Origin of the sequence: Paraburkholderia rhynchosiae (assembly GCF_002879865.1) — a bacterium.
Classification (GTDB): domain Bacteria; phylum Pseudomonadota; class Gammaproteobacteria; order Burkholderiales; family Burkholderiaceae; genus Paraburkholderia; species Paraburkholderia rhynchosiae.
Map to the genome: position 1 here is coordinate 325,033 of NZ_PNXY01000003.1, position 17,857 is coordinate 342,889.

Here is a 17,857-nt window from a genome sequence, read left to right on the forward strand (position 1 = left end):
CGGTGCGCTTTTTGACGCGCCGGATCGTTCGTTGTGCCGCGCGCTGTCCCCGACATCTTCCTTACAAGGACTGCCGCGTGAACCTGTCGTTTCTGATCTTCCTGAGCGTGCTGCAAGGCGTCACCGAACTCTTTCCGGTGAGCAGTCTCGGTCATACGCTGCTCGTGCCCGCGTTGTTCGGCATGCATATCGATAAACATGCGCCGCAGTTGCTGCCGTTTCTCGTCGCCTTGCATCTCGGTACGGCGTTCGCGTTGCTGTGGTATTTCCGCGAGCGCTGGTGTGCGCTCGTGCGCGGTTTCTTCGCTGCGGTCGGCGGCCGCCGCAATGACGACGCGCACATGATGTGGGCGCTGATCATCGGGACGATTCCGGCGGGGATCGTCGGCCTGTTGCTGGAGAAACGGCTCGAGCGGATTTTTCACGACCTGCGCATTGTGGCGATCGCGCTGATCGTAAACGGCGTGCTGTTGTGGGTGGGCGACCGCCTGCAACGCTCGCGCGCGCATCAGGCGCCGGAGAAGATGAGCTTCCGCCAGGCGTTTCTGGTTGGTCTCGCGCAAGTCGGCGCGCTGATTCCGGGCTTTTCGCGCAGCGGCCTGACGATGATCGCCGGCAATGCGGCGGGTCTCACCGCAGAGAAGGCCGCCGAGTTCTCGTTCCTGCTCGGCACGCCGATCATTTTCGCGGCTGGACTGCTCGAATTGCCGAAGCTGTTCCATGCACCGGGTCAGCTCGCGGATGCGCTGCTCGGCGGCGTCCTGACCGCCATCGCCGCCTATCTCAGCGTGCGTTTCCTGATGCGCTATTTCGAAGGCCGCGGGCGTCTGGCTTCGTTCGGCGTGTACTGTGTAATCGCGGGCGTAGTGTTCCTCGGCTGGTTCGCGCTTTACCCGCAACCGGTCTGACACCGAACGTGCCCGCCGCGTTCTGGCGGGCAGGAGACGATCGGTTATAATCCGGGCCCGGCCTATTGCGGCGGTAGCTCAATTGGATAGAGCACAGGTCTTCTAAACCTGAGGTTGTGAGTTCGATCCTCGCCCGCCGCGCCATTGCCTGCATACCAAGAATCCCATCTGCCAAAACAAACGGCGATGGGATTTTTTTATGGGCCCTGGCTGCCGCATTCGCAGGCGTTTTTGCACCGCCACGAACGGTCGACGCAGCGAGCCGCCGGCGCTCCATGGCTCGCGCACGAGTCGTTTTCAGTCGCTCAGCCCCATCACGCTTCCCCGTTTGCGCTTTTCCACCTGAACCGCGGTGCGAGCGGCAAAGGGGGCGCAGGTACTGCGTAAGAAGCCAGCCGCCGCCCGATCTGCGTACTCTCGGTAGTAAACCCAGTGCCTGCTTCCTAATCATCGTGGTCTACTCATCACACCAGCACGGCACATGTGTGATCTGTGCGAGTCACGTCGGAGGACGCAATGCGCACTGCAATGCCAGCCGCTCAGCCTGATCGGCCCAGCCAGCTCGAGCGCTCGACCATACGGAAGGTGTCGATGCGGCTCGTGCCGTTCGTCGCCCTGATGTTTTTCATCAACTTTCTGGATCGCACGGCCATCTCGTTCGCCGGACCCAACGGCATGACGAAGGATCTCGGACTCGGCGCGGCGCAGTTCGGCTTCGCCGCGGGCGTGTTCTTTATCGGCTACATCTTTCTCGAAGTGCCGAGCAACCTGGCGCTGCATAAATTCGGCGCACGCCGCTGGCTTGCGCGAATCATGGTGACGTGGGGCATCGTCGCGTTGCTGTTCACGTGGGTGAGCAGCGTGCCGGGCTTGTATGCGCTGCGCTTTCTGCTGGGCGTCGCCGAAGCGGGCTTCTTTCCCGGCGCAATCCTCTTTCTCAGCACGTGGGTGCCGCAGCGTCATCGCAGCCACATCCTCGCGCTGTTTTATCTCGCGCAACCGCTGACGATCGTCATCGGCGCGCCGTTTGCCGCGCTCCTGATCGACGCGCATGGGCTCTTCGGCCTCGCCGGCTGGCGCGTGATGTTCCTCGGCGTCGCGCTGCCGGCGATCGTCGTCGGCATCGTGGCCTGGTTCTATCTGAGCGACAGGCCGTCCGAAGCGCGCTGGCTCACGTCCGCCGAGCAGCAGTGGCTCACCGGCGAACTCGAAGCGGAGCAGCGGATGCGCGAGGCCAATGCGTCAGCGCATCGTCACCATGCGGGTGCGGCGCTTACGAGCGGTCGCGTGTGGATGTTCTCGCTGATGTACTTCGGACTCATCTACGGCCTGTATGCGCTCGCGTTTTTTCTGCCGAGCATCATCGGCGGTTTCGAAGGCAGATTTGGCACGCATTTCAACGTGTTCCAGAAAGGTCTGATCACGGCGATTCCATACCTGCCTGCAGCGATAGCGCTGTTCCTCTGGAGCCGCAGTGCGACAAAGCGCGGCGTGCGCAACTGGCACATCGGCATCCCGGCATTGATCGGCGCACTGAGCATTCCGCTCGCACTCTTCATGAAGTCGCCGTCGGCGAGTATCGCGGTGATTGCGGTGACGGCCTGCGCGATCTTCTCCGCGCTGCCGAACTTCTGGGCACTGCCGGCGCGCTTTCTGTCCGGCGCGGCTGCCGCAGCGGGCATCGCTTTGATCAACACGGTCGGCAACCTCGCGGGCTTCGTCGCGCCATATGTGACGGGCGCGATGAAGGATGCGACGGGCTCATATCAGGCGCCGATGTTCGTCGTCGGCGCATTCATGCTCTTGAGCGCGGTGCTGGCGTTTGCGTTCTGCGGCGAGCGGCGTCCACGAGCGGTCGATGAACATGCATCGGTCGCGCTCGACCCGCGCGCGGGCTGAGCGTCGCGCGAGACACGGAACCCTTCGAAGGAGATAGGACAATGAAAGAGAAAATCGCATTGATTGGCGCTGGCGGGAAAATGGGCTTCCGTCTGACGAGCAACCTGTTGAAGTCCGATTATCGCGTGGCGCACGTGGAGGTGAGCGAGGCGGGCCGCCAGCGGCTGAAGGACGAACTGGACGTGGATTGCGTATCGGTCGATGCCGCGATCGACGGCGCGCAGGTCGTGATTCTCGCCGTGCCCGACACGTTGATCGGCAAGCTGAGCCATGACATCGCGCCGAAGCTGCCGTCCGGCACGATGATGATGACGCTCGACGCCGCCGCGCCGTTCGCGGGCCATCTGCCGAATCGGCCTGACCTGACGTATTTCGTCGCGCACCCGTGCCATCCGCTGATCTTCAACGACGAGTCCGATCCGAAAGCGCGGCGCGATTTTTTCGGCGGCGCGTATGCGAAGCAGTCGATCACCAGCGCGTTGATGCAAGGCCCCGAATCGGCATTCGACCTCGGCGAGGACGTCGCCAAGACGATCTATCAGCCGATTCTGCGTTCGTATCGTTTGAGCGTGGATCAGATGGCGCTGCTCGAACCCGGTCTCTCGGAGACGATCTGCGCGACGCTGCTCTACGTGATGCGCGAAGCAATGGAGGAAACCGTAAAGCGCGGAGTGCCGAAAGAGGCCGCACGCGATTTCCTGCTCGGCCACATGAACATCCTGAGCGCGGTGATCTTCAACGAGATTCCCGGCGCGTTCTCCGATGCGTGCAACAAGGCAATCGAGTTCGGCAAGCCGCGACTGATGCGCGACGACTGGAAGGGCGTGTTCGAGCGCGAGGAGATCGCGGAGAGCATCCGCCGGATTACCTGATCCTGTCGTGACGTCTGTGACGTCTGTGACGTCTGTGGACTTCTGTGACTTCATTGAGGTCACTTCCAACAAGGATGGCATTGTGAGCGAGCGCATCTACGCGACTTACTGGCTCGAAACGGGCGATGACCCGCGACGAGCCGCCGATATCATCGCGGGCGAACAGTCGAGCGGCACCTTCGTCGCGCTGCCGACCGAGACGCCGCGACTGAAGGCGCGTTCGGGCGCGCGCGTCGAGCGGCTCGACATTCTCGAGACGGTGGAGCGTGCGAGTCTTACGGGCGGAATCGAGTCGAATCGCCATACGCGCTGCACGCTCGAACTGTCATGGCCCATCGAAAATTTCGGCCCATCGTTGCCGAATCTGATGTCGACTATCGCGGGCAATCTGTTCGAGCTGCGTCAGGTGTCGGGGCTGCGGCTCACTGGCTTGAAGTTGCCGCTGTCGTTCGCCGCGGCTTATCCGGGGCCGGCCTTCGGCATTGAAGGCACGCGCCGCTTGAGCGGCGTCACGCACGGTCCGCTGATCGGCACGATTATCAAACCGAGCGTGGGCCTGTCGCCCGACCAGACCGCGCAGCAGGTTCGCGAGCTCATCGATGGCGGCATCGATTTCATCAAGGACGACGAGCTTCAGGCCGACGGCTCCCACTGTCCATTCGACGAACGCGTGAAGGCGGTGATGCGCGTGGTCAATCAGCACGCGGATCGCACCGGCAAAAAGGTGATGGTGGCCTTCAACGTGACGGGCGACCTCGACCAGATGCGGCGGCGCCACGACCTCGTGCTCGCACAGGGCGGCACATGCGTGATGGCCGTGCTCAATTCTGTCGGGCTTGTCGGTCTGCATGAACTGCGGCGTCATGCACAGGTGCCGATTCATGCGCACCGCGCGGGCTGGGGTTATCTGACGCGCTGTCCCGAGCTGGGTTGGGACTATGCGCCGTGGCAAATGCTGTGGCGTCTCGCGGGCGCGGATCATATGCACGTGAACGGCTTGCGCAACAAGTTCAGCGAATCCGACGACAGCGTCATCACGTCCGCGCGCGCCGTGCTCGCGCCCGTCATGCCCGAAGCGCCGATGCCCGCGATGCCCGTGTTCAGCTCCGGCCAGACGGGCTTGCAGGCCGCCGATACCTACGCCGCGATTGGCTGCGCCGATCTGATCCACACGGCGGGCGGCGGCATCTTCGGGCATCCGCAGGGCGTCGCGGCGGGCGTCGACGCGTTGCGCGAAGCATGGGTCGCGGCGATTGAAGGCGTGCCGCTCGAACGCCATGCGCAACGTCATCCGTCGCTGCGCGCGGCGCTCGGCTTCTGGAAATGAGCGCCGCCATGACCGATCCAGCGAAACACGCATTGGGCGAGGGCTTGCTGCTCGCGTATTACGGCGACGACTTCACGGGCTCGACGGACGCGATGGAGGCGATGACCGCGGCCGGCGTGCCGACCGTCCTGTGCCTCGACACGCCGACGCCGGATCTGCTCACACGCTTTCCGGATGCGCGCTGCGTCGGCCTCGCGGGTTCGTCGCGCGGGCGCAGTCCTGAGTGGATGCGCGATGTGCTGCCCGCTGCGTTCGCGGGTCTCGCTGCACTTGGCGCGCCTGTTCTTCAGTACAAGGTCTGCTCGACGTTCGATTCGTCGCCGGAACTCGGCTCGATTGGCGCGGCCATCGACATCGGCGTGAAGGCGATGCCCGCACAGTGGTCGCCGATGGTGATCGGCGCGCCGCGACTAAAGCGCTATCAGATGTTCGGCAATCTGTTTGCCGCGGTCGACGGGATCGGTTACCGGCTCGACCGTCATCCGACCATGTCGCGCCATCCGGCCACGCCGATGCACGAGGCAGATCTGCGAGTGCATCTCGGCCGGCAGACCTCGCGGCGCATCGAGCTCATCGACATGCTGCAACTGCGTGCCGGCGAGGGCGCCGCACGCGTAGAGGCGTTGAGCGCGGCAGATACGCCCGTCGTGATGATCGACGTGCTCGACGACGACACGCTCATCGAAGCCGGGCGGCTTGTCTGGGAGCAGCGCGGCAAGGGTGTGTTCAGCGCGTCGTCGTCGGGGCTGCAATATGCGCTTGCCGCGTACTGGCGCACGCGCGGCTGGTTGCCGGCGACCCCTTCGCTGCCTGTCGCGCAGCCGGTCGAACAGATTGCCGCCGTGAGCGGAAGTTGCTCGCCCGTCACGGCAACGCAGATTGCGTGGGCGCGCGCTAACGGCTTTCACGTCGAACGGCTCGACCTGCCGCGCGCGCTCGATTCGCGCACGGCGAGCGCCGAAATTCAGCGTGCCGTCGACGTCGCCGCCGATGCGATTCGCCGCGGCTACAGCGTGATCGTGCACAGCGCGGAAGGCCCCGACGATCCGGCCGTGCAGGCATTCGACGCCATTGCGCACGATGCGGGCCTGTCGCGGCTGGAAGCGGCGCGCAAAGTCGGCGGCGCGCTGGCCGAAGTGATGCGTCAGTTGCTGGATCGGGTCGAACTGCGGCGCGTGGTCGTGGCCGGTGGCGACAGCTCCGGCGAGGTCGCGAGCACTCTGGGCATCGATGCGCTGAGCGTCGCGGCAGGGCTCGCGCCCGGCGCGCCGCTGTGTCGAGCGTGGTCTGGTTCGGCTCGCCGCGACGGTCTTGAAATCGTGCTGAAGGGCGGGCAGATCGGCGGCGCTGCGTTCTTCGGCACGGTAAGGGTGGGCCGGGAGACCGGCCGGTAATCGTCTGCTACAGCTCCGTGCTTTTTCACGCAAGGCGCGACCGGTGTATGGTACTGTCATCACACCAGAAGCTTTTGCAGAAACGTAATGGGCGAGATCATCCCGCGTCGCAAGTTGTATCAGGAAGTTGTGGACCGTTTGATGGAGCGAATTCGCTCGGGCGAAATCGCGCCCGGTGCGCAGTTGCCGTCAGAACGTGAGCTGATGGAAATCTACGGCGTCGGCCGGCCCGCCGTGCGCGAGGCGCTGCAAACGCTGGAGCGTTCGGGCATCGTCGAGATCGTGCATGGCGAACGGGCGCGCGTCGTCGTGCCGACAGCGGACCGGTTGATCGGGCAACTCGCGGGCGGGGCAATGCATCTGTTGCGCACGCATCCGGACATGCTCGAGCACCTGAAGCACGCACGCCTCTTTCTTGAGACCGGCACCGCGCGCATGGCCGCCGAACGCGCAACCGAAGAAGATGTCGCGCGACTGCAATTGAGCGTGGCGCAGCATCGCGCGTCGATGGTCAATCTCGAAGAGTTTATCGAGCGCGACATGGCATTTCACCGCGAGATCGCGAAGATCAGCGGCAATCCGATTTTTCCGTCGATCGTCGAATCGTTGTTTCGCTGGGCCGGTGAATATTATCGGCCGCTCGTGCGTGCGCCCGGTGCCGAGGAAGTGACGCTGGCCGAGCATCAGCGCATTGTCGACGCGATCGCGAAACACGACGGCGATGAGGCGTCCGAAGCGATGCGCGCGCATCTGACGCGCGCCAACGAGTTGTATCGGACCTTGAGCAAGTAACGCGGCTGGCGATGGCTTGCCGCGGCTTGCCACGGCTTGAGGTAGCAGCCTGGCCATGATCGGCGCGCGCCAATAAAAATGGGCAGCCGAAGCTGCCCGTCGAAAGCCGTGCCGCGAGGCCGGCTGTTGCTTACCGTTTGAGTCCGCTTGCGTCTACTGACTCGCGCTTATTGCCTGACGTTCAGCGCGGCCGTCAGATCGCCCATCGGCTTGCTGCCGTTGGCAACGAGCGCCGCGTCGCGCGCCGCGATGCCCGGCAGCGTCGGCAGCGAGAAACGGTGCGTGATGAAGCGCAGGATCGACGTCGTGTCGTATTGCGTGTGATCGACGAAACCCTTCTTCGCGAACGGCGAGATGATGAGCGCCGGAATGCGCGTGCCCGGACCCCAGCGGTCGGCCTTCGGCGGCGCGACGTGGTCCCAGAAGCCGCCGTTTTCATCGTACGTCACGACCACCAGCATGTTGTTCCACTGCGGGCTCTTCTGCAGATGCGAGATGACGTCCGCAATGTGCTGATCGCCCGATGCGACGTCCGTATAGCCGGGGTGCTCGTTCAGGTTGCCTTGCGGCTTGTAGAACGTCACTTGCGGCAGCGTGCCGCTGTCGATCGCCTTGATGAACTCCGAGCCGCCAAGGCCGCCGTCGCGCAGGTGCTGCGAGCGGTTCGACGTGCCCGGCGCAAGGTCGGCGAAATAGTTGAACGGCTGATGATGCGGCTGGAAGTTCGGCGCCGTGAGGTTCGCGCCGTAGATCACGTTGGACGTGCCGTTCTGCGCCGCCGACAACGCCGCGCCCCACGCGCCGCCGTACCATGCCCACGACACATTCGCGTTATTCAGCAGATCGCCGATGTGTTGCTGCGTCTGCGCCGGCAACGTGGTCGCCGCGCTCGGATCGGCGAAATTCGCGTCGCCGCCCGAAGCGGCCTTGTTGCCGCTCGGCTGATACGGCGGCTGCATCGTGTTGATCGCATAGAAGTCAGGCGTGAGGTTGCCCGACAGCACGAATTTCGGCGGGCCGCTCAGCGACGAAGCCGGCGAGTTCGACGCGAGCTTCAGCGTCACGCCGTCGCTTTCCACCGCTGAAATCGAGCCGGCCGCCGGGCTCTTGTCCGCGTTCGGATAGGTCGGCGTGCACGAGCATACGAGCCACTGGTGATTCAGGAACGAGCCGCCGAACGCGCCCATGAAGAAGTTGTCGGCGAGCGTGTATTGCTGCGCGATCTTCCACAGCGGCAGCTTGTCGGCATTGAGCGTGTAGTGACCCATCACGAGGCCGCCCGAATCCGCCCATGCGGCGAACTTGTCGTTCTTGCCGCCGTCGATCTGCATCTGGTTTTCATAGAAACGGTGATACAGATCGCGTGTCGTCGCGGTGATCGGCGTGTTGAAACCCTTGGGGTCGTCGATCGCGAAGGGGCTGTTCGGCAGGCTGGCGGTCATGGCCTGCGTCACGACCGGTGTCACGCCGGTTTGCGTGAGACCGTTCCAGACCTGCGGCAGCGTCGCGAGCGTCGTGCCGTCGCGGTCCAGTTGCCTGGCGCTCGTGGCGCTCACGTTCTGCAGGCCGTTAGCGCCCGGGAAGTTGCCGTAGAGGTTGTCGAAGCTGCGGTTTTCGGCGTAGATCACGACGACCGTCTTGATGGACGTAACGTCCGGTTGCGTGATCTCGTTGCCGCCGCATGCATATAGGCTTAACGCTGCTGCGATCGCCAGCGGCGCCGCGCAGATCAGTTTCTTGTTCATTTATGTGGGTTCTCTCTCTCGCGTTGGGGACCGGCCGCATGCACTCCATACCGCAATGGCCGCCCGCGAAAGTGTGGCGATGGAATTTGACAGAGAGATGTATCCATTACGGATCGCTTCGGGGCCGCGATTTCTGTCGGCTGAATGTCATTTAGACGACATATCCATGAAATACGCTCGCGGACTTCCATATCGCACATTCACACCACTCATATGCGGCTCGGTCTTTCGGGGATACGGAAAACGGTGGGGCGTGTGGCGGAGCGTCGCTGCCCGATGGCGCTTGCGTTGACGGCTGCAGTCTTGAGCCTGAGTCCCGCTGGTTGCGATTCCGGCGCATCCGCTGGTGTTGCGGATGCGGGGGCAAGTGCGAGTGCGACGGCGTCTGTCGTGCAGGTCGCCGCGCATGTGGACCCACCGAGCGGTGGTCAATCGCGTGCGCAAGTCTACGAATCCGTCCGGCAGATGACTGCGCTCGGCAAGCAACTGTTCTTCGATCCGTCGCTATCGGGCTCGGGCAAGCTCGCTTGCGCATCGTGCCATAGCCCCGATCATGCGTTTGCACCGGCCAACTCGTTGTCCGTGCAACTGGGCGGCAGCGATATGCATCGCACCGGTATGCGCGCGGCGCCGACGCTCAAGTATCTGCAATCGGTACCGGCGTTCGCGGAGCACTATCACGAGTCGGACGACGAAGGCGATGAAAGCGTCGATGCCGGCCCGACCGGCGGCCTGACCTGGGACGGCCGCGTGGATCGCGGTGGCGATCAGGCGCGCATTCCGCTGTTGTCGTCGTTTGAAATGGGCAGTTCGCCGGCGAAGGTCACCGCCGCGGTCAAGGCCGCGCCGTATGCCGACGCCTTCCGCGCGGCGTTCGGCGAACACATTTTCGACAGCGACGACGCGACCTTCAAAGCCGTGCTGCAAGCGCTAGAAACCTTCGAGCAGACGCCCGAACTGTTCTATCCGTACAGCAGCAAATACGACGCGTACCTGGCCGGCAAAGCGCAACTAACGAAAGCCGAACTTCGCGGCCTGCAACTGTTCAACAACGAGAAGAAGGGTAATTGCGCGAGCTGCCACATCAGCCAGCGCACGCTGGATGGAGCGCCGCCGCAGTTCAGCGACTTCGGCCTGATCGCGATCGGCGTGCCGCGCAATCGCGCGCTGCCCGTGAACCGTGATCCGCAGTTCCACGATCTCGGCGCATGCGGGCCGGAGCGTACCGATCTGAATGGGCGCGCCGAGTTCTGCGGCATCTTCCGTACACCGACGCTGCGCAACGTTGCGCTGAAGAAGAGCTTCTTCCACAACGGCATCTATCATTCGCTGGAACAGGTGCTGCATTTCTATGCCGAGCGCGACACGAATCCGGAGAAGTTCTATCCGGTGTCGAAAGGCAAGGTGCAGAAGTTCGACGATCTGCCGCAGCGTTACTGGACCAATCTGAATACCGATCCGCCGTTCGACCGCAAGCCGGGCGACAAACCCGCGCTTGACGCCGCCGAGATCAAGGACGTGGTGGCGTTTCTGAATACGCTCACCGATGGTTATAAGGCGGGGAACTGACGAAGCGGCCTCGTGAGAGGCGCGAGTGACTGGGGAATGCGTGGCCGGGTTGTGACGCGGGCTTGATGCGATTGAAGTGGATGTGACGCAATACGGCTTGACGCGGATCGGGCGCTTCAGATGCGTGCGCCGGCCAGGATGCAATAGCAATCGGTGAGCAGCAGCGCAAACGAGATAAGCAGGCAGGCGATACCAGCGCGCGTCACGAGATTCGGCCAACGAGGCCGGCGAAATCCGTCGATCCGTACGACGGGCCGCGCGAGACCGGGATCGCGTCGAATGGCGATCGGAACGAGCACCACGCAAATCAGAGCGAGCATGACGGCCAGGGTTTCGAGCGTGACAGAGAGGTCCATGATTGGGCGTTTGAAGTGGATCAGCGCGAAAGCGCAACACGGCCAATCTTAAGAAGACGTTGTGCCCGGCGATATGGGAGCCATCCTAAAAATAGCAACGGCACTCGTGGCGACCGCCTCTCGCATGCGAATGATCATCTACGGTGTTTTTTGCCCGGTCCCCTTGCGTCTGAGCGCCGCGGCGGCCTGGCTGTGTCGAATGGGCATGCTATGCTTTTGGGGTCCAGATCACGAGCGGCAATCAGCGCGCTCAAGACCGCCCGAAAACGTTTCAGGAGAACCCTTCATGTCGATGCGAACCCGTGCCATCTGTCACCTGACTGCAGCCGGTCTGCTGCTTGGCGCGGCGCTCGGTGCGCAAGCGGCGAATCTCGGTTTTCTGAGGGACACGCCGATCAGCTACATAAAGCAGCGCGACGTCGACTCCATCAAGAAAGCCGTGTCCACCGCACTGGACGAAAAGCAGGACGGCGAAAGCACGACCTGGGTCAATGAAGGCAGCGGCAATAGCGTGAAGATCGACGCGACCATCACGCTCGCGAGCACGTCGAAGGACGGCGAGCGCACCTGCCGCGATCTTGGCGTGGTGCTCAATGCAAAGGGGCAGTCCATGAGCCTGCGCCCGCAGTTTTGCAAGCAGGGCAACGGCGCGTGGCAATTGCAGAAAAAGCGCTGAGCATGCAAAGAGTCGTGAAGACGCGCACCGACGGGTCGCGCACGCGGCTCGAAGCCGTGCGTCCAGCGTGCCCGGTGCGGCGATGAGTACGCGAGTAGTGTCGTGCGGCATCGTGCTGCTGGACCCCGATGGCCGCGTGCTGCTCGCGCACGCGACCGAGACGTCGCACTGGGACATTCCGAAAGGCCATGGCGAGGAAGGCGAGGCGCCGCACGTCACGGCGTTGCGCGAGATGGTCGAGGAGACCGGAGTCGCGATCGGGCCTGAGCGGCTGAAAGACCTTGGCCTGTTCGTCTACCGGCGCGATAAAGATTTGCATCTGTTCGCGGCACGCGCCACTGCCGATGAACTCGATCTGAGTCACTGCACCTGCACGTCGCTGTTCCCGCGCCGCTCGGACGGCCAGCTGATTCCCGAGATGGACGCCTATCGCTGGACCGCACCCGACGAAGTGGAAAAGTACGCGAGCCGCAGTCTCACGCGGCTCTTCCAGACCACGCTTTCGCTCTCGGAATTGCATCGGTCGCTGTAGCGGTGTGAAGCGCCAGGAGTTGGCAGCGGCTCGCGCGGCTAGTCGAGCGCGTGATCGTTCGGATGGGCGAACAGCGCGCGGTTCTGCTCCGAGAGCGGAAAATTCAGATTGATGCCGTGCGGCGGAATCGGCCGCGTGAACCATTGCTTGTACAGGCGTTCGGCTTCACCGGAAAGCTGCCCGCGCGCGATCACACCGTTCACGAGCTGGCGAAACGGCTCATCGCCCTTGCGGAACATGCACGCGTAGACTTCGTAGCCGAGCGGCGTGCCGGTCACCACGAAGTCGTCGGGATGCGGATCGGTCGCCTTGAAACCATACATGATCGGCTCGTCCATCACGAAGGCGGCCGCGCGGTTTTCCTTGACGGCCGCGAAGGCTTCCGCGTGATCCCGCGCGCTGGTGATGCGCATGTTCAGATGTTTTTGCGAATTCAACTGGCGCAGCAGGCGCTCATCGGACGTGGCCGCAGTTGTCACGACCGCTTTGCCGGCGAGATCGGGAAAGTCTGTGATGCCGCTGTTCTTGCGCACGATCATTCGTACCGCGTACTGAAAAAAGCTGTTCGAGAACGCAGCCACATTTTCGCGCTCGATCGTGTGGGTTGTCGAACCGCATTCCAGATCGATCTGGTTATTGAGCAGCATCGGCGTGCGGTTCGCCGAGGTCACGGTGATCTCATGCACCTTCAATTGCGGAAGGCGCAGCGCTTTCCTCATTTCATCGACGATCTGCAGCGCGATAGTTTGCGAATAGCCCGCCGTGCGCGTGCCGTCGAAATACGAGAACGGAATCGACGCTTCGCGTACGCCGAGCACGACCACGCCGTCGTCGTGAACTTTCTTCAACGTCCCGGTGAGTTCATCCGCATGAGCAGGGCAGGCGAGCGATGCCGCGCCGAACGCAGCCAGCGCAGCGAGCGCACAACGCGTGCGCGTGACAAAGCGCGCGGCGCGCGTGGCCCCGGCGGTGTCATGTTTGGTGGTCGCTTTGGTGGTCGCTTTAGTTGTCGCGTTGCTTGCCGCGCCGGCGCCGCGGACTGCGTATGTCATGGGACCTCCCGAACCGGCGCGCATGACGCGCCGCTGCTCCTGCTGACTGAGCGTGATTCAACATGATGCAACGAAAAGGCGTGCATCCGATGAACCGGATACACGCCATGGTCAACCGCCCAATTGGGCCACGGATGCTGTTAAGCCGTAGCCGCTTACGCTGGCTTACCCCAACTGTCGCGCAAGCTGACGATCCGGTTGAACACCGGCTTGCCCGGCTGCGAATCCACTCGGTCCGCGACAAAGTAGCCGTGGCGCTCGAACTGATAGCGCTGTTCCGGCAGCGCGCCGTGCGCGCCCCGTTCCAGATAGGCGCTGACCACGCGCTTCGATTGAGGGTTCAGCGCATCGAGGAAATCGCGCCCGCCGGCGTCCGGTTGCGGCTCCTTGAAGAGGCGATCGTAGATGCGCACTTCGGCAGGACATGCGTCTGCCGCGCTGACCCAGTGGATGTTGCCCTTGACCTTGTAGTTGTTCGCGCCTTCGGTGCCCGATTTGCTGTCCGGGAAGTAGTTGCAATGCACCGCGACAATGTTGCCGTTTTCGTCCTTCTCAGCCCCCGTGCATTCGATCACATAGCCGTAGCGCAGGCGCACCTTGTTGCCGGGGAAGAGACGGAAATAGCCCTTCGGCGGCGCCTCGGTGAAGTCATCGCGCTCGATCCACAGCTCGCGCGAAATCGGGAACTCGCGCACGCCGTGCTCCGGATGATGCGGATGGACCGGCGCGCTGCACGGCTCGCTCAGGCCCTTCGGGAAGTTGTCGATGATCAGCTTCAGCGGATCGAGCACGGCGGCAATGCGCGGTGCCTTCTCATCGAGGTCGTCGCGCAGCGCGCCTTCGAACACGCTCATGTCGATCCACGAATCGACCTTCGTCACGCCGATGCGCTCGCAGAACAACTGGATCGCCTCGGGCGTGAAGCCGCGCCGGCGCAGGCCGACGATGGTCGGCATGCGCGGGTCGTCCCAGCCATCCACATGGCCTTCGTTCACGAGTTGCAGCAGCTTGCGCTTGCTGGTGATCGCGTATGTGAGGTTCAGGCGCGAAAACTCGATTTGCTGCGGCAGCGGGCGCGTGAAAATACCGGCTTCGGCGAGCTCGTTCAGAATCCAGTCGTACAACGGACGATGGTCTTCGAATTCGAGCGTGCACAGCGAATGCGTGATGTTCTCGAGCGCGTCCGAGATGCAATGCGTGTAGTCGTACATCGGGTACACGCACCATGTGTCGCCGGTGCGGTAGTGATGCGCGAAGCGGATCCGGTAGAGCACCGGATCGCGCATGTTGAAGTTGGGCGACGACATGTCGATCTTCGCGCGCAGCACATGCTCCCCTTCCTTGAACTCGCCGGCCTTCATGCGGCGGAACAGGTCGAGATTTTCCTGCACCGAACGTTCACGGAAAGCCGACGGCGTGCCGACTTCCGTGGCCGAGCCGCGGTTCGCGCGCATTTCTTCGGCCGACTGGCTATCGACGTACGCCTTGCCGCGCTCGATCAGCAGCTCGGCAAATTCGTACAGCTTGTCGTAGTAGTCGCTCGCGTAGTAGAGGTGCTCGTGGCCGTCTTTCTGCCACTCAAAGCCAAGCCAGCTCACCGCGTCGACGATCGAGTCGACGTATTCGACACTTTCCTTTTCCGGATTGGTATCGTCAAAGCGCAGATGACACACGCCGCCATAGCTGCGCGCCACGCCGAAGTTCAGACAGATGCTCTTGGCGTGACCGATGTGCAGATAGCCGTTCGGCTCGGGCGGAAAGCGCGTTTCGACGCGCTGCCCCCACTTGCCGGTGCGGTTGTCGTCGTCGATGATATTGCGGATGAAATTGGATGCCGCTGGCGCGTCGTTGCGTTCGGTATTCATGCGAGATGGTGAGAGTCTGTCGGGGGTGCGCAATGCGCCCACTTATCCGACAATTCTACCTGACGAGGCTGGATGCGGCAGACGAGTGCGGCGCGCAGCCAACGTTTGAGCGGGCTTGGCGGCGGTTCCCGGACCGTACGGGGGCGGTTCCGAGGCGAAGGGCGCCTGTAACAGGAGGTAAAACGGTTTGTTCGGGCGCTGCCCGGCGACTTAGCATCCGGGCGGCGCGGGTTCGGGCGGGTACACAACACGGGTACAAAAACCATCGTGTTCCTGTTTTAAAGCTGATCCACCGTTCGCCGCTTCACCGACCCGCCCTCGATCATCCACCGGGCAGTGCGCGTGCAGCGCATGCACTCGTCGCAGCCGTCGCGCGCAAGTCGCACCGCCCCTTGTCGCCTTGCATGAAAGCTCGCCGTTCGTGCAACATGGCGCCCTTAGTTGCTGGAGTTTCTCGGATGTCAGTCCCGACGCACGACGCGCCTCGCGCGCCTTTCGCCTTTAGCCCTTTCGCCTCTATCCGTTTCGCGCGGATTGTCACGGCCGCTGCGCTATTCGCCGCGTTTACAGCCGGCGCCCTCGCGCCGGTCCCGGCCCTCGCGAAAACGCCCCCACCCAAAGCCGTTTTCGATGCATCGGCGGTGGCCGCGCCCGATCGCTACAGCGCCGACGCCGCGCAGCAGATTTTTGCCGCTGGCGGCAACGCCGTCGATGCCGCCGTGGCCATCGCCTTCACGCTGGCCGTGACGCGCCCGGACGCGGGCAACCTCGGCGGCGGCGGCTTCATGACGCTGTTCGTGGACGGCAAGCCGTACTTCCTCGACTACCGCGAGCGCGCGCCGCAACAGGCGACCCGCGACATGTATCTCGACGACAAGGGCAATGTGGTGCCGGGCATGAGCGTCGTCGGCCATCGCGCGGTGGCCGTGCCGGGCACCGTCGACGGGATGTGGCAGGCGCAGCAGCGTTTCGGCAAGCTGAAGTGGAAACAGGTGCTTGCGCCCGCGATCCGTTACGCCACCGACGGTTTTCAGGTCGAGCCGTGGCTGCAGCAGCGCCGTGAAACGGTAGCAAAGACTTTCGCCGGCAAAACCAATTTCGACGCCTATTTTTCGGGCCTCAAAGCGGGCACGACGTACCGCCAGCCAGAGCTTGCGCAAACCCTCGCGCGCATGGCCGGCGACGGCGGCCGCGAGTTTTACGAAGGGCGCACCGCTGACCTGATCGCGCAGCAGATGTACGGGCATGGTCTCCTCACGAAGGCCGATCTGCAGCAATACAAGGCCGTGTGGCGCCAGCCGCTCGCCGCGACCTGGAACGGTTATCAGGTGCTCACCGCGCCGCCGCCGAGTTCGGGCGGCGTGGGGCTCATCCAGATGCTGAAGATGAAAGCCGATCTCAAGCAGGCGTTCGACGGACTCGAACTGAACTCCGCGCCGTACATCCATCTGATCGCGCAGATCGAGGACCGCGTGTTCGCCGACCGGCAGCAATACCTGGGCGACCCGGATTCCTACAAGGTGCCTGTCGACAAACTGCTCGACGACGCCTACCTCACGCAACGCGCGGCCGAAATCCAGGCCGACCAGGTACCGGGCGCGACGCCGGTCAAGCCGGGCCTCGGCGATGCGGCGGCGGAAAAAGCGCAGACCACGCACTTTTCGGTGGTGGACAAATGGGGCAACGCGGTGTCGAACACCACGACGCTCGATGGCGAATTCGGCTCGGGCGTCGTCGTCGACGGCGCCGGGTTTCTATTAAACGACGCAATGGACGATTTCGTGACTAAGCCCGCGGCCCCGACCCAGGCCGGCGGGAGTCAGTCCAGCGCGAACGGTGGCGAACTCAACACGGTGTTGCCCGGTCGCCGTCCGCTTTCGTCAATGACGCCGACCATCCTGCTGAAGGACAACAAGGTGTCGCTCGTGATCGGCACGCCCGGCGGTTCGCGTATTCTGACGTCGACCTTCCAGGTCATGACCGATCTGTACGACTTCAATATGGCGCCTGCCGACGCGCTCGCCGCGATGCGGTTTCATCACCAGTTGCTGCCGCAAAAGACGATTTACTTCGAGCCGTATCATCCGATTGCGGGCGAACTCGGTGAGCAATTGCAAACCATGGGCTACACGCTGGAAGGGCAGTCGTTCAGCGGCGACGTGCAGATGATCCGCATTGACGGCACGATGCCCGAGCCGGCAGCCGATCCACGCGGCAACGGTGTAGGGCGCGTGATACGTTAAAACGGGTACACCGCAAAAAACAAAAGCGACGGGGAACACAATGAACAGACCAAAACCGAACGTACTGGTATTGCCGGGCTACCAGAACTCCGGCGTGGGCCATTGGCAGACTCGCTGGGAGGCGCTCGATCCGACGTTCACGCGTGTGCGGATGCCCGACTGGGACCATCCTGTGCGCGATGCCTGGTGCCGCACGCTCGACGCCGCCGTGGCAGCCGCCGATGCGCCCATCGTCTTTGCCGCGCACAGTCTCGGCTGCCTGACCACCGCCTACTGGGCTTCGCGGTACGCGAGCGCCGCGCAACTCGCGAAGATCGCGGGCGCGCTGCTCGTAGCTGTGCCCGATCCCGCCGAATCGCACTTTCCACAGGACGCCAGCGGCTTCGCGCCCGTGCCCCTTGAGCGCTTGCCGTTCGCGAGCCTCGTCGTGGCGAGCACTGACGATCCGTACGGCGCCGTGCCGTTCTCGCAAAGCTGTGCGAACGCGTGGGGCAGCCGCTGGATCGACATCGGCCCGCGCGGACACATCAATGCGGATAGCGGACTCGGCGAGTGGGACGAGGCGCGCGACTGGCTGGCCTCGCTCGGCGCGCCCGCCAAGCGGTAACGGGAAGGCGAAGAGAAGGC

The 17,857-nt window shown here is 63.5% G+C and carries 15 protein-coding genes and 1 tRNA gene; 12 read left to right on the plus strand and 4 right to left on the minus strand.

Annotated features, from left to right (window positions below; genetic code table 11):
* The first annotated feature begins 77 nt into the window (after positions 1-77).
* The 7 genes from C0Z16_RS06200 (at position 78) to C0Z16_RS06230 (ending at position 7,192) form a co-directional block, all read left to right on the plus strand.
* Positions 78-908 (plus strand): undecaprenyl-diphosphate phosphatase, encoded by an 831-nt coding sequence (locus tag C0Z16_RS06200; protein ID WP_102631284.1) that lies wholly within the window; start codon positions 78-80, stop codon positions 906-908.
* Between the two features lie 67 nt (positions 909-975).
* Positions 976-1,052 (plus strand) — tRNA-Arg (locus C0Z16_RS06205).
* Between the two features lie 372 nt (positions 1,053-1,424).
* On the plus strand, positions 1,425-2,807 hold the full coding sequence (locus tag C0Z16_RS06210; protein WP_102631285.1) for an MFS transporter: 1,383 nt from the start codon (positions 1,425-1,427) through the stop codon (positions 2,805-2,807).
* Between the two features lie 41 nt (positions 2,808-2,848).
* Positions 2,849-3,679, plus strand: coding sequence for a phosphogluconate dehydrogenase C-terminal domain-containing protein (locus tag C0Z16_RS06215; RefSeq protein ID WP_102631286.1), 831 nt, complete (start codon positions 2,849-2,851; stop codon positions 3,677-3,679).
* A gap of 82 nt (positions 3,680-3,761) precedes the next feature.
* Positions 3,762-5,006 carry a ribulose-bisphosphate carboxylase large subunit family protein gene (locus C0Z16_RS06220; protein WP_102631287.1) on the plus strand — a complete coding sequence of 415 codons (1,245 nt, stop codon included), beginning with the start codon at positions 3,762-3,764 and terminating at the stop codon, positions 5,004-5,006.
* Between the two features lie 8 nt (positions 5,007-5,014).
* Positions 5,015-6,400: a 3-oxo-isoapionate kinase OiaK gene (gene oiaK / locus C0Z16_RS06225; protein ID WP_102631288.1), complete on the plus strand. Its 1,386-nt coding sequence runs from the start codon at positions 5,015-5,017 to the stop codon at positions 6,398-6,400.
* 87 nt (positions 6,401-6,487) lie between these two features.
* Positions 6,488-7,192 (plus strand): transcriptional regulator NanR, encoded by a 705-nt coding sequence (locus C0Z16_RS06230; RefSeq protein WP_102631289.1) that lies wholly within the window; start codon positions 6,488-6,490, stop codon positions 7,190-7,192.
* A gap of 167 nt (positions 7,193-7,359) precedes the next feature.
* On the opposite strand, the gene C0Z16_RS06235 is transcribed toward C0Z16_RS06230, so the two are convergent.
* Entirely contained in the window at positions 7,360-8,937 is a 1,578-nt protein-coding gene (locus C0Z16_RS06235) for an acid phosphatase (RefSeq protein WP_102631290.1), read from the minus strand.
* Positions 8,938-9,150: 213 nt separating this feature from the next.
* Here C0Z16_RS06235 and C0Z16_RS06240 point away from each other — a divergent pair, with 213 nt between their 5' ends.
* Positions 9,151-10,506, plus strand: a complete 1,356-nt coding sequence (locus tag C0Z16_RS06240) for a cytochrome-c peroxidase (RefSeq protein ID WP_102631291.1) — start codon at positions 9,151-9,153, stop codon at positions 10,504-10,506.
* 116 nt (positions 10,507-10,622) lie between these two features.
* Here C0Z16_RS06240 and C0Z16_RS06245 read toward each other — a convergent pair whose 3' ends face one another.
* On the minus strand, positions 10,623-10,862 hold the full coding sequence (locus tag C0Z16_RS06245; protein WP_102631292.1) for a hypothetical protein: 240 nt from the start codon (positions 10,860-10,862) through the stop codon (positions 10,623-10,625).
* A gap of 286 nt (positions 10,863-11,148) precedes the next feature.
* Between C0Z16_RS06245 and C0Z16_RS06250 the strand changes: the two genes are divergently transcribed.
* The gene (locus C0Z16_RS06250; protein ID WP_102631293.1) at positions 11,149-11,538 is read left to right on the plus strand and encodes an RT0821/Lpp0805 family surface protein; all 390 of its coding nucleotides are present in this window, start codon (positions 11,149-11,151) and stop codon (positions 11,536-11,538) included.
* Positions 11,539-11,620: 82 nt separating this feature from the next.
* Positions 11,621-12,070 (plus strand): NUDIX hydrolase, encoded by a 450-nt coding sequence (locus C0Z16_RS06255; protein WP_102631294.1) that lies wholly within the window; start codon positions 11,621-11,623, stop codon positions 12,068-12,070.
* Positions 12,071-12,108: 38 nt separating this feature from the next.
* Here C0Z16_RS06255 and C0Z16_RS06260 read toward each other — a convergent pair whose 3' ends face one another.
* The gene (locus C0Z16_RS06260) at positions 12,109-13,122 is read right to left on the minus strand and encodes a transporter substrate-binding domain-containing protein (RefSeq protein ID WP_102631363.1); all 1,014 of its coding nucleotides are present in this window, start codon (positions 13,120-13,122) and stop codon (positions 12,109-12,111) included.
* Positions 13,123-13,277: 155 nt separating this feature from the next.
* Positions 13,278-14,987: a glutamine--tRNA ligase/YqeY domain fusion protein gene (locus C0Z16_RS06265; protein WP_102631295.1), complete on the minus strand. Its 1,710-nt coding sequence runs from the start codon at positions 14,985-14,987 to the stop codon at positions 13,278-13,280.
* 458 nt (positions 14,988-15,445) lie between these two features.
* Here C0Z16_RS06265 and ggt point away from each other — a divergent pair, with 458 nt between their 5' ends.
* Together ggt and C0Z16_RS06275 are read left to right on the plus strand one after the other, a co-directional pair.
* Positions 15,446-17,230 (plus strand): gamma-glutamyltransferase, encoded by a 1,785-nt coding sequence (ggt, locus tag C0Z16_RS06270; protein ID WP_102631296.1) that lies wholly within the window; start codon positions 15,446-15,448, stop codon positions 17,228-17,230.
* A 40-nt stretch (positions 17,231-17,270) separates the two neighbouring features.
* The gene (locus tag C0Z16_RS06275; protein ID WP_102631297.1) at positions 17,271-17,837 is read left to right on the plus strand and encodes an RBBP9/YdeN family alpha/beta hydrolase; all 567 of its coding nucleotides are present in this window, start codon (positions 17,271-17,273) and stop codon (positions 17,835-17,837) included.
* Positions 17,838-17,857: the final 20 nt, after the last annotated feature.

Excerpts from the sequence above, each read along its gene's own strand:
- C0Z16_RS06255 (WP_102631294.1), top strand. The coding sequence starts at position 11,621 with ATGAGTACGCGAGTAGTGTCGTGCGGCATCGTGCTGCTGGACCCCGAT.
- C0Z16_RS06240 (WP_102631291.1), top strand. The coding sequence starts at position 9,151 with ATGCGGCTCGGTCTTTCGGGGATACGGAAAACGGTGGGGCGTGTGGCG.
- oiaK (WP_102631288.1), top strand. The coding sequence starts at position 5,015 with ATGACCGATCCAGCGAAACACGCATTGGGCGAGGGCTTGCTGCTCGCG.
- C0Z16_RS06250 (WP_102631293.1), top strand. The coding sequence starts at position 11,149 with ATGTCGATGCGAACCCGTGCCATCTGTCACCTGACTGCAGCCGGTCTG.
- C0Z16_RS06210 (WP_102631285.1), top strand. The coding sequence starts at position 1,425 with ATGCGCACTGCAATGCCAGCCGCTCAGCCTGATCGGCCCAGCCAGCTC.
- C0Z16_RS06275 (WP_102631297.1), top strand. The coding sequence starts at position 17,271 with ATGAACAGACCAAAACCGAACGTACTGGTATTGCCGGGCTACCAGAAC.
- C0Z16_RS06215 (WP_102631286.1), top strand. The coding sequence starts at position 2,849 with ATGAAAGAGAAAATCGCATTGATTGGCGCTGGCGGGAAAATGGGCTTC.
- C0Z16_RS06235 (WP_102631290.1), bottom strand. The coding sequence starts at position 8,937 with ATGAACAAGAAACTGATCTGCGCGGCGCCGCTGGCGATCGCAGCAGCG.
- C0Z16_RS06245 (WP_102631292.1), bottom strand. The coding sequence starts at position 10,862 with ATGGACCTCTCTGTCACGCTCGAAACCCTGGCCGTCATGCTCGCTCTG.
- ggt (WP_102631296.1), top strand. The coding sequence starts at position 15,446 with ATGTCAGTCCCGACGCACGACGCGCCTCGCGCGCCTTTCGCCTTTAGC.
- C0Z16_RS06230 (WP_102631289.1), top strand. The coding sequence starts at position 6,488 with ATGGGCGAGATCATCCCGCGTCGCAAGTTGTATCAGGAAGTTGTGGAC.
- C0Z16_RS06265 (WP_102631295.1), bottom strand. The coding sequence starts at position 14,987 with ATGAATACCGAACGCAACGACGCGCCAGCGGCATCCAATTTCATCCGC.
- C0Z16_RS06260 (WP_102631363.1), bottom strand. The coding sequence starts at position 13,122 with ATGACATACGCAGTCCGCGGCGCCGGCGCGGCAAGCAACGCGACAACT.